This window comes from Microbacterium sp. SYP-A9085 (genome assembly GCF_009649635.1).
Classification (GTDB): domain Bacteria; phylum Actinomycetota; class Actinomycetes; order Actinomycetales; family Microbacteriaceae; genus Microbacterium.
The window spans coordinates 175,526-186,514 of the sequence record NZ_WJII01000002.1; the positions used below are offsets into that span (position 1 = coordinate 175,526).

Annotated in this window: 9 protein-coding genes; 5 read left to right on the forward strand and 4 right to left on the reverse strand. The window is 72.8% G+C overall.

What is annotated here, in order from left to right:
• Positions 1 to 48 precede the first annotated feature (48 nt).
• Together GH740_RS05655 and GH740_RS05660 are read right to left on the reverse strand one after the other, a co-directional pair.
• Positions 49 to 228: a hypothetical protein gene (locus GH740_RS05655; RefSeq protein ID WP_153745131.1), complete on the reverse strand. Its 180-nt coding sequence runs from the start codon at positions 226 to 228 to the stop codon at positions 49 to 51.
• The gene (locus tag GH740_RS05660; protein ID WP_253941288.1) at positions 218 to 3,847 is read right to left on the reverse strand and encodes an AAA family ATPase; all 3,630 of its coding nucleotides are present in this window, start codon (positions 3,845 to 3,847) and stop codon (positions 218 to 220) included. The genes GH740_RS05655 and GH740_RS05660 overlap by 11 nt, the downstream gene beginning before the upstream one ends.
• Before the next feature lie 274 nt (positions 3,848 to 4,121).
• Between GH740_RS05660 and GH740_RS05665 the strand changes: the two genes are divergently transcribed.
• The 5 genes from GH740_RS05665 (at position 4,122) to epsC (ending at position 7,791) form a co-directional block, all read left to right on the forward strand.
• Positions 4,122 to 4,658, forward strand: coding sequence for a methylated-DNA--[protein]-cysteine S-methyltransferase (locus GH740_RS05665; protein WP_153745132.1), 537 nt, complete (start codon positions 4,122 to 4,124; stop codon positions 4,656 to 4,658).
• Between the two features lie 205 nt (positions 4,659 to 4,863).
• A complete protein-coding gene (locus GH740_RS05670) occupies positions 4,864 to 5,721 on the forward strand; it encodes a response regulator transcription factor (RefSeq protein WP_367640809.1) in 858 nt (285 codons plus the stop codon).
• 32 nt (positions 5,722 to 5,753) lie between these two features.
• Positions 5,754 to 6,104, forward strand: coding sequence for an Lsr2 family protein (locus tag GH740_RS05675; RefSeq protein WP_153745133.1), 351 nt, complete (start codon positions 5,754 to 5,756; stop codon positions 6,102 to 6,104).
• A 168-nt stretch (positions 6,105 to 6,272) separates the two neighbouring features.
• Positions 6,273 to 7,211, forward strand: a complete 939-nt coding sequence (gene cysK, locus GH740_RS05680; protein WP_153745134.1) for a cysteine synthase A — start codon at positions 6,273 to 6,275, stop codon at positions 7,209 to 7,211.
• Position 7,212: 1 nt separating this feature from the next.
• Positions 7,213 to 7,791, forward strand: a complete 579-nt coding sequence (gene epsC / locus GH740_RS05685; RefSeq protein ID WP_153745135.1) for a serine O-acetyltransferase EpsC — start codon at positions 7,213 to 7,215, stop codon at positions 7,789 to 7,791.
• A 7-nt stretch (positions 7,792 to 7,798) separates the two neighbouring features.
• On the opposite strand, the gene prfA is transcribed toward epsC, so the two are convergent.
• Together prfA and rho are read right to left on the reverse strand one after the other, a co-directional pair.
• Positions 7,799 to 8,872, reverse strand: coding sequence for a peptide chain release factor 1 (gene prfA / locus GH740_RS05690; protein WP_153745136.1), 1,074 nt, complete (start codon positions 8,870 to 8,872; stop codon positions 7,799 to 7,801).
• 24 nt (positions 8,873 to 8,896) lie between these two features.
• On the reverse strand, positions 8,897 to 10,852 hold the full coding sequence (gene rho / locus GH740_RS05695; protein WP_367640812.1) for a transcription termination factor Rho: 1,956 nt from the start codon (positions 10,850 to 10,852) through the stop codon (positions 8,897 to 8,899).
• Between the last annotated feature and the right edge of the window lie 137 nt (positions 10,853 to 10,989).

Sequence of the window (10,989 nt, forward strand, 5' to 3'; positions counted from 1 at the left end):
GTGATCCGCGCTGTCACGCCCTGTGCAGTGTGTCGGGGCCCGGCCGGCTCAGTAGTGCGGGGGCTTGTCGCGCCGCATCCGCTCGTCGTTGGGGCCGGTGGCGGCATCCGGGGCGTCGTCGTCGGCGGGCACCGGCTCCCCCGTCGTGCCGGGGGCGGGGGTCAGTTTCGCCCGGCGCCGGCCGCCCACCCGCACAATCCGCTGGCGGCCGCCCTCCTCACTCGACATCGATCGGCTGGGTGTCGGCATCCGCGGTGGGCACCTCCGGGTCGACACCGAGGATGGTGGCGATGCGGCGGGCGACGTCGGACGGATCGGAGTACAGGTCGAAGGCGTGCACGCGCACGTAGTGCCATCCCAGGCGCCGCAGCACCTGTGGGCGCAGCCGCAGCGATTCGCGCAGGGATCCCGCGCCGGCCTCGGGGTCGCACTCGGCCACGACGGCCTTGCCGCCGTACTGCGCGACGAGGGGCAGCAGGCCCCGGTAGTGCACGTCCACGGAAACGCCCAGCCGTCGCAGCTCGCGTGCGAGCGCGAGCGTGAGCGGGTCGGCGAGGTCCTCCAGGCGCGCCTCGCGTGCGCGGGCGGCGATCCCGCCGAGCACGGTCATCAGCGTGGCGGCGCCGTGCTCGAGCCGCCCGTCGTCGAACGCCGACGGGCGGATGCAGGAGACGATCACCATCGAGCGGCGCGCCCGCGTCATCCCCACCGTCAGGAGGCGCTCGCCGTCCGGTGTGGACAGGTCGCCGAAGTCGCTGAGCACCCGGCCGTGCCGGGTGAGGCCGTACCCGAGCGAGAAGACCACCCGATCGCGGCTCTCGGCGACGGACTCCTCGAGCGTGAGCACGGCGAACGGCTCGGCGGTGTCGCGGGACACGAAGTCGGCGACGTCCGCACGACCGGTGAACGCCGCGTCCACCGCGGACCGCACCCGCTCCGCGTGCTTCCTGCTCGCGGTGACCACCATGAGCGACTCGCCGGGCCGGTTCACGGCGTGCTCGACGACGAGTGTGACGACGCGCGCGACCTCGGCGTCGGGGCTCTCCACCGCGCCGGTGTGCGGATCGGGCACCCCCGACCCGCCTTCCACGTAGTCGACGGAGAGGCTGCCGCGGCCCAGGTACGAGCCCGCCCACGGCAGCGAGGTCAGCTCGCCGCCGTAGAAGGCGTCGTTGACGAGCTCGGCGAGGTCCTCCCCGCCGGCGCGATAGCTGCGGGTCAGGGTCTCCACCGGGACGAGCTCGGCGAGGCGCTCGAACACGCTGGCGCCGTCGAACGGCTCTTCGCCGTCGTCCAGCGCGTCCTCGGCGGTCGGCCTGCCCACGGCGATCCGGAACGGCGTGGGCCGCTGGGTGACCGGATCGCCGAACGCGACCACCTGCCGGGCGCGGCGCAGCGCCGGCGCCGCCTCCACGAGCGAAAGGGCGCCGGCGTCCGCGAGCAGGACCACGTCGAACGGGGCGGCATCCGGGATCAGCGGCACGTCGTACGGTGACGCTATCCACGCCGGCGCGAGCGTCTGCGACAGCGCGGGAGCCGTGCGCACGAACTGGTCGGCCGTGATGTCCCCGCTCTTGAGCGCATGCTTGAGCCGTCCGGCCTCGTCGGCGTGGTCGACGATGCCGATGCGCCACTGCGTGGCCAGGCGCGCGGCCAGCAGGGGGCCGGATGCCGCGACGTGCGCCTCGTCGACGAGACGGTAGTCGCGCTCCAGGCGGTCCACGATGGCGGTGTTCGCGCCGAGCAGGGCGCGGTCGGTGCGCAGCAGGTGCTCCAGCGCCGACTGCCACCACGCGTACTCGAGTTCGGCGCGCACCCCGTCCTCGGGCACGTGGCGCACGCTGAGCTCGACCAGCAGCGGCTCCAGGCCCAGCTCTTTCAGCTCGGCGCGCAGCGTGGCCCGCTCGATGAGGTTGTCGAAGTACGCGGAATCGGCGGCGAGCCCGGCCAGCTCGCGCACCAGCTGCGGTGCGGCCTGCGCGCCGAGCCGGGTGACGTCGGCGCGCCCGAGGACGCCGTCGAGCTCGTCGAGCCCGGCCTGGGTCCGGCTCCACAGGCCCTGCACGTCCGCGAGCCCGACCGGGACCTCGGGGGCGGCGCGGGCGGCTTCGGCGTAGGACTCCCACTCGGTGCGCTGGCGCTGGATGCGCACGAGCGCCTCGTACATGTCGGCCACGTGCACGCCGGGGCGCACGTACTCGCGCGCGAGCTGCCGCAGCCGCCGCCGGTTCGCGCCGGACAGCTGGGGTGCGTCGCGGCGCGGGCCATGCGCCTGGATGAGCTCGCCGAGCGGCCGCTCGAAGACGGTGGGGCTGAAGCGGTCCAGCGAGTCGCGCACGCCCTGCAGCAGGCGCAGGTACGCGCCGAGCTCGGTGACGGTGCGGAACGGCCGCATCCGGGTCTGCGCGATGAGCTCGTAGCCGCGCTCCAGGAGGGCGGGCACGTCCTCGCGGTGCAGCCGCCGGGCCAGCGCGTGGGCGGCCCGCGCCTCGTCGATCGACGCGAAGGAGACCCCGTACCACGGCGAGTCGTCGGGTCCGAACCGGAACTCGCCGAGCCGTGCGACGGCGACGAGCTTGTCCGCCGCCTGCGCGCGGGTCTTGCGCAGCCGCTGCAGGGTGGCGGCGTCGAACCGGGTGGCGGCGGCGGCGGGCTGATGCGTCGCGGAGAGGGCGGTCAGTTCGCGGACGACATCCAGCGCCGACACGCCGAGCTCGGGGCGCGGCGCGGTGAGGGCGCCCCGGTAGTCCCGCAGCACCGTGCGCAGCCGGACGAGGGCATCGTCGATGTCCGAGATCCGGGGCTGCTCGGCCTTCTCGTTGCGGCCGATCGCGCGGATGAGGTCGCGGCGCAGGTGCACCGGCGAGATGGCCAGGCCGTCCAGCCCGATCCCCGCGAGGCGGTGCCGCACGCCCTCCAGCGTGGACCGGCGGGCGCTGACCACGAGCACCCGCTTGCCGTCGTCGATGAGCGCGCCCAGCGCGTTTATCACCGTCTGCGTGCCGCCGGTGCCCGGCAGCGTGTGCACGACCAGCGACTGCCCGTCGGTGATCCGCGCGAGCACCTCCTCCTGTTCGGCGTCGGCGTCCAGCAGCAGCGTGTCGGAAGCGGGCGGCCGCTCGTCCGGGTCGACCACCGCGGGCCGGTCCCGGTGCAGGGACAGCAGCTCGCGGTCGTCCGCGTGGCCGGCCAGCGCGTTGAGGACGCGCTGGTCCAGATCGCCGAGGTCGCGCGCCGCCCGGGCGCCGATGTCGCCGAACGTGGACACGACAAGACGCGGGCCCACGCTGAACGACGGCACGTGCGCGGTGAGCTGGCGGAGCCGGTCGATCACCGGCTGGGGGTTGAACACGCCGCCGGCCGTGGCCAGCGCCGCCAGATGCGCACCGTCGACCTGCACGCCGAACGTGGTGGCCAGTGCCCGGACCAGCTCCGGGTTCACGGCGAAGGCGCCGTGCAGCTTGACCTCGAAGTCGGTGTGGTGGCGCCGGATCGCCGTCGGGCGCAGCAGCACCGGCGCGCAGTACCCGATTCCGTCCGCGGTCCACGTGGCAAGGCCCACCGCCAGGCGCACGACATCCAGCCCCCGCGCGGTGCGCAACTCGACGTTCTTCGAGGCGACGTGCGCGGCCGCAGTCCGCGCGGTTCGCAGCCCCACTTCGTCGCGGAACAGGTTCGACAGCAGCGTGGAGCGGCCGGTGATGAACTGCGGGAGGCTGCCGGGATGCGCCTTCGTGATCTCGATGCCGGCGTCGAGGGCGTCCGAGAAGTGCAGGAGGGTGGAGCGGCCACCCAGGCGCGCGGCCTGCAGGCGGATGCGTTCGCGTTCGGGCTCTGCCACGTGCATCACACTCACCCCTGCGTCCGGGAGCGTGAGGGATGCCGGCGACACCCCCATCGGGACGGGGTGCTCCTGCGCGCCGACAACGACGCTTCCCTCAGCTCGCCACACAGACACACCCTAAGCGGACTGCCGGGGCCTGCACGGGAGCGCACGCGGGTTTCACGCTATTGCACCGCGCAGGACCGGCGGTTCCTGCACAGGCCGGGGTCGGCGCCATGTCGTCCACCGATCCGGTTCCGTGCGCGCCGGGCCGGGGCCGGGTTGCCAGGATGGTGCCATGACCCACGCGAGCTTCACCGTCCACCCGTCCCCCGTCGGCGACGTCCTCCTCGTCACGACCGACGAGGGGCTCGTCACCGCGCACGTCCTGCACGGCGCCGGCGACGACGGCGACCTGTTCGCGCAGCTGGCCCAGCTCACGCGCACCCTGCGGACCGTGCCGGGCCGCGACGACGACGATGCCCGCGATGCCGCGCAGCAGCTCGACGAGTACTTCGCCGGTACCCGCCGCACGTTCGAGATCCCGCTGGACTGGCGCCTGGTCGACGGGTTCGCCCGCGACGCGCTGCAGGCGGCGTGCGAGATCCCCTACGCGCGCACGGCCGGCTACGGCGAGGTCGCCGCGATGGCCGGGCGCGACCGCGCCGCGCGCGCCGTCGGCAACGCCTGCGCGCACTCGCCGTTCTCGATCATCGTCCCGGTGCACCGGGTCGTGCACGCCGACGGATCCATCGGCGGGTACGGCGGCCGCACCGACGTGAAGCGATTCCTGCTCGACCATGAGCGGGAGACCGAGCGCGCCGCGGGCGAGTAGGCCGCCCGCGGCGCGCATTGTCCGGCGCTATTGCATTCGGTATCGCCGCTGAATCCGAACGGGCCGGGAAATGCATTCATCGAATCGGATGATGATGCGGGCAATTCGCGGCCGACGTCATCGAGGACATCGCCCGCATCCCGCGGTGATAAGGTCGACACGACGAATTCGGCATCGTCGCCGTCACCCGGAGGATGGGTATCGCGTGAGAGCACCCTCATTGTCGCGCGGTGGGAATGATCCCGACGCGGACCTCATTGTGCGTGCCGTCGGCGACCTCGCGCGCCGCACCCGATTCCCGGTCGCTTTCGGCGGGATGCTGCGCAACGGCGCCGTGCACGTGAACGCCGTCGCGGGGGCGCGCACCCGCCACCTGGACGACCTCGTCGTCCGCACCGGCCGGGGCCTGGGCGGCCGGGCCGTGGTCGAGACGAGGCCCCGGGTGACCCTGGACTACCGCACCGCGAAGGGCATCACGCACGACTACGACCAGATGGTGCTCGGCGAGGGCATAGCGACCCTCTTCGCCGTGCCCATCGTGGTGTCCGGCACGCCTCGCGGCGTGCTGTACTGCGGATCGTGGGGGCAGACGCCGATAGCGGAGGCCGCCGCCCGTCCCGCGTTCCGGATCGCCGACGAGCTCGTGGCCGAGCTGCGCGGGCGGGACGAGGTGCGCCGGCGGCGCGCGCGGATCCCGACCCCCTCGCCCGCCCTGGCCCCGGCCGTGCAGGAGGAGCTGCGCGCCGCGTACGCCGAGCTGCGCCGCATCGCCGCCGCGGTGCCGGACACGGCCCTGCGTGCACGGCTGCGCCGGATCGAGGACCGGCTGGCGGCACTGTCCAGCGACGCCGCATCCGACCCGTCCGGGATATCGCTCTCCCCGAGGGAGACGGATGTCCTCGCGTGTGCGGCGCTCGGGTCCACGAATGCGCAGATCGCCACCGCATTGGGCGTGAAAGAAGTCACGGTGAAGTCTTATCTGGCGGCGGCAATGGCCAAGCTGGATGCCTCGACACGACTTTCCGCGGTGGCGAAAGCACGGCGGGCGGGAATTCTCCCGTAGGCATTCGGGCATTCACCGGATAAGGTGCATTCATGGCTCGCAAGATCGTGCATCAGCTCGTCGACGATATCGACGGAACAGTTCTGGAACCTGGCTCGGGGCAGACCGTCCTTTTCTCTCTGGACGGCGTCGCCTACGAGATCGACCTCACCGACGGCCACGCCGCCGACCTGCGTGACGCCCTCGCGCCATACGTCGGTGCCGGGCGCGCCGTGTCCGGCGGTCGCTCGCGCCGCGTCTCGACAGCCGCCGCGGGACGCCGCCGCGGAGGCCAGCGCGACTACGGCCCCATCCGGGAGTGGGCGAAGGCCAACGGCCACGCCGTGTCCGACCGCGGTCGCGTCCCGGCCGCGGTCCTCGACGCGTACGACGCCGCGCACTGACCCTTCCTCGATCCGCAAGAGCCGCCCGCACCCGCGGGCGGCTCTTCCCATCGGCGCTGTGAGGTCGGCCGCAGAAACATGGCCCCCGCGCCCGCGGCGCCCAGCCTAGGCTGAACCCACTCGAGGCGATCCGCGCTCTCGAGCCGACACCGCGCGAAAGGCGATCCGATGCCCGGCATCCACAACGACATCACCACAGCGTTCGGCGAGACTCCGCTGGTCCGGCTGAACCGGGTCACCGAGGGGCTGGAAGCCACGGTGCTCGCCAAGCTGGAGTACTACAACCCGGGCTCGAGCGTGAAGGACCGGCTGGGCATCGCCCTGATCAACGCGGCGGAGCAGTCCGGGGCGCTGCTGCCCGGCGGCACCATCGTCGAATCCACGAGCGGCAACACCGGGATCGCGCTGGCCCTGGCCGGCGCCGCCCGCGGGTACCGCGTGATCCTGACGATGCCGGCGTCGATGTCGAAGGAGCGCCGCATCCTGCTGAAGGCGTTCGGCGCCGAGATAGTGCTCACCGACCCGCATCAGGGGATGCGCGGCGCCCTCGCCGAGGCGGAGCGGATCGTCGCGCAGACGCCGGGCGCCATCCTCGCGCAGCAGTTCTCCAGTCCCGCGAACGCCGAGATCCACCGCATCACGACCGCCGAGGAGATCTGGCGCGACACCGACGGCGAGGTCGACGTGTTCGTCGCCGGGGTCGGCACCGGCGGCACCATCACCGGTGTCGGCCAGGTGCTCAAGGAGCGCCGTCCCGGTGTGCGGGTGGTCGCCGTCGAGCCGTCGGCATCCCCGCTGCTGTCCGAGGGCCACCCCGGTCCCGCGAAGATCCAGGGCATCGGCCCCAATTTCGTGCCGCCGGTGCTGGACACCGACGTGTACGACGAGGTCGTCGGCGTGGAGTACGAGGACGCCCTCGCCACGGCCCGCGACCTCGCGGCGAAGGAGGGGATCCTCGGCGGCATGTCGGCGGGCGCCGCGGTGTGGGCGGCGCTGCAGATAGCGGCCCGGCCGGACAGCGCCGGCAAGACGATCGTCGTGATTGTGCCCGACACCGGCGAGCGGTACCTGTCGACGGCCCTGTTCGAGGACCTCCGCGAGAGCTGACATGGGACTGCGACTCGTGCTCGACCGAATCCGCGAGGATGTCGCGGCGGCGCGGCTGCGCGACCCGGCGGCCCGCGGCGGGCTGGAGATCGCGCTGCTGTATCCGGGCCTGCACGCGGTGTGGGCGCACCGGGTCTGGCATGCGCTGTGGCGCCGCCGGCTGCGGCTGGCCGCGCGCACCGGGTCGCAGCTGACGCGATGGCTCACCGGCATCGAGATCCACCCGGGCGCGCGGATCGGGCGCCGGTTCTTCATCGACCATGGCATGGGCGTGGTGATCGGCGAGACCGCCGAGGTCGGCGACGACGTCATGCTGTACCACGGGGTGACGCTCGGCGGCCGGCAGCGCGAAGGCGGCAAGCGCCATCCCACGATCGGCGACGGCGTGGCGGTGGGGGCCGGTGCGAAGGTGCTCGGGCCCATCACCATCGGGGCGGGCAGCGTGATCGGCGCGAACGCGGTGGTGACGCGGGACGCGCCGGCGGACAGCATCCTCGTCGGCGTCCCCGCCAAGCCCCGCCCGCGGCGCGCCGGGGAGGACACCCGGGCCCTGCTGGCGGCGCCCGAGTACTACATCTGAGCCGGGGTCAGGCGCCGAGGGCGGCCAGCCGGGCCTGCTCGTCCGCCGCGATGCACGAGTCGATCACGGGGCCGAGCGCGCCATCCATCACCTGGTCGAGGTTATACGCCTTGTACCCGGTGCGGTGGTCGGCGATCCGGTTCTCCGGGAAGTTGTAGGTGCGGATCCGCTCGGAGCGGTCCATGCCGCGGATCTGCGAATGCCGGGCGTCGGATGCCGCGGCCGCCAGCTCCTCCTGCTGACGCGCGAGCAGCCGTGCGCGGAGCACCCGCATCCCGGCCTCGCGGTTCTGCAGCTGGCTCTTCTCGTTCTGCATCGACACGACGATGCCGGTGGGCAGATGGGTGATCCGCACGGCCGAGTCGGTTGTGTTCACGGACTGGCCGCCGGGGCCGCTGGAGCGGTACACGTCGATCTTCAGGTCGTTCGGGTTTATCTCCACCTCGTCCGGCTCGTCGACCTCGGGGAACACGAGCACGCCGGTGGTGGAGGTGTGGATGCGGCCCTGGGACTCGGTGGCGGGCACCCGCTGCACGCGGTGCACGCCGCCCTCGTACTTCAGGTGCGCCCAGACGCCCTGCGCGGGATCGACGGAGGATCCCTTGATGGCGACCTGCACGTCCTTGTAGCCGCCGAGGTCCGACTCATTGTGCTCGAGCAGCTCGGTCTTCCAGCCCTTCGACGCCGCGAACTGCAGGTACATGCGCAGCAGGTCGGCGGCGAACAGCGCCGATTCGGCCCCGCCCTCCCCCGCCTTGATCTCCATGATCACGTCGCGGGCGTCGTCGGGGTCGCGCGGGATCAGCAGGCGCCGCAGCTTCTCCTGCGCCTGCGCGACCCGATCGGAGAGGTCCGGCACCTCCGCGGCGAACGCGTCGTCCTCCTTCGCGAGCTCGCGCGCCGCCTGCAGGTCGTCGGATGCCGCCGCCCACGCGTCGTGGGCGGCGACGATCTTCGACAGCTCCGCATAACGGCGGTTCACCCGTCGTGCGCGCGCCGCGTCGGCGTGCACGGCGGGGTCGGCGAGCTCGGCCTGAACGGCCTCGTGCTCGGCGATCAGTCCCTTAACGGACTCGAACATGCCAGGGTCTGACACGTCCGGACCTCAGCGGATGCTGTTCTCGTGCCCGTGGCTGTGGCCGCCCCCGTGCGCCGCAGGGGCGGGGATCGACTTCTGCATCTGCACGAGGAACTCGACGTTCGAGCCGGTCTCCTTGAGCTTGCCGAGCACGACCTCCAGCGCCTGCTGGGGGTCCAGGCCCGCGAGCGCGCGACGCAGCTTCCAGGTGATCTTGACCTCGTCGGGGCTCAGCAGCATCTCCTCGCGGCGGGTGGAGGACGCGTTCACGTCCACCGCGGGGAAGATGCGCTTATCGGCGAGCTGACGCGACAGCCGCAGCTCGCTGTTGCCGGTGCCCTTGAACTCCTCGAAGATGACCTCGTCCATCTTGGACCCGGTCTCCACCAGGGCGGTGGCCAGGATGGTGAGCGATCCGCCGTTCTCGATGTTGCGGGCGGCGCCGAAGAACCGCTTGGGCGGGTACAGCGCCGACGCGTCCACGCCGCCGGTGAGAACCCGGCCGCTGGTGGGTGCCGACACGTTGTAGGCACGGCCCAGGCGCGTGATCGAGTCCAGCAGCACGACGACGTCGCGGCCGAGCTCGACCAGGCGCTTGGCGCGCTCGATGGCGAGCTCCGCCACGGTGGTGTGGTCCTCCGCGGGGCGGTCGAACGTGGACGCTATGACCTCGCCCTTCACGGTGCGCTGCATGTCGGTGACCTCTTCGGGCCGCTCGTCCACGAGCACGACCATGAGGTGCACCTCGGGGTTGTTCGTCGCTATCGCGTTCGCTATCTGCTGCAGGACTATCGTCTTGCCGGCCTTGGGCGGGGCGACGATGAGGCCGCGCTGGCCCTTGCCGATCGGGGCGACCAGGTCGATGATGCGCTGGGTGAGCTTCTCCGGCGCTGTCTCCAGGCGCAGCCGCTCCTGCGGGTACAGCGGGGTCAGCTTGCCGAACTCGACACGGGTCGCGGCATCCTCCAGCGACAGCCCGTTGATGGCGTCGACCTTGACCAGCGCGTGGTACTTCTGCCGGCTGGACTGCTCGCCCTCGCGCGGCTGCTTGATGGCGCCGACGATGGCGTCGCCCTTGCGCAGGTTGTACTTCTTGACCTGGCCGAGCGAGACGTAGACGTCAGTGGCGCCGGGCAGGTAGCCCGAGGTGCGCACGAACGCGTAGTTGTCCAGGACGTCGAGGATGCCGGCGATCGGGACGAGGACGTCGTCCTCGCCGATCTCGGTGTCGAACTCGTCGCCGGTCTGCGCGCCGCGGCGCTTGTTGCGCTGGCGGTTGCGGCCTGCCGCGGACTGGTCCTCGTCGGACTCCGTGGCGGACGACGCGCCGCCGCCGTTGCCGGTGCCGTTGCCGGTGCCGTTGCCGTTGCGGCTGCGGTTCCGGTTGCGGCCTCGGCCACGGCCGCGGCCGGACTGCTCGCCGCCCGAGCCCTCTTCGCCGTCGTGGTCGTGCGCGTCGGCGTGCTCGTGCGCGTTCTTCTCGGCGCGCTCGTGCGTGCGCTGCGTCGGCGCGTCCTTCTCGGCGCGCTCGTGCGTGTCGGCGGCCTCGGCGGTCGCCGGCTTCTGCTCGGCGGTCGTCGGCTTCTGCTCGTCGACCGGCGCGGCGGCGGCGGCCGGCTCGGCGCTCTCGTCGGCCTTCTTGCGGGTCGTGGCGCGTCGGCGCGGCGCCTTCGCCGCGGGCGCTTCGGCGGCGGCCGGCTCGGCGGCGGGCGCGGCGGCCGGCTCGGTCTTCTCGGCCGGCTCGGTCCTCGCGGCCTTTTCCGCGGCGGGTGCGGGCGCGGCGGGTGCGGGCGCGGCGGGCGCCTCGGTGACCTCGGGGGTCACCACGGCGGTCTTGGCCCGGCGCGGCGTGCGCTTGCGGGGCGCCTTCTCGGCGACCTCGAGGGTGTCGGATGCTGCCTGCGGGGCCTGGCGCGCCACCTCGGGCGTGTCGGCGCGGTCCGCGGGGACGTCAGCGGTGTGGATCTCGGAGATGGACTCCACGAGTTCTCCCTTGTGAAACGAGTGGATAGACATCCCGCGTTCGGCGCCGTCGTCGACGCGCGCCGTGCAGCCCTTCGGCCAGGAGTCTGGCCCGTGCGCGGGCCTGCGGGGCCCGGCCAGGGCAGTCACGCCGGCCT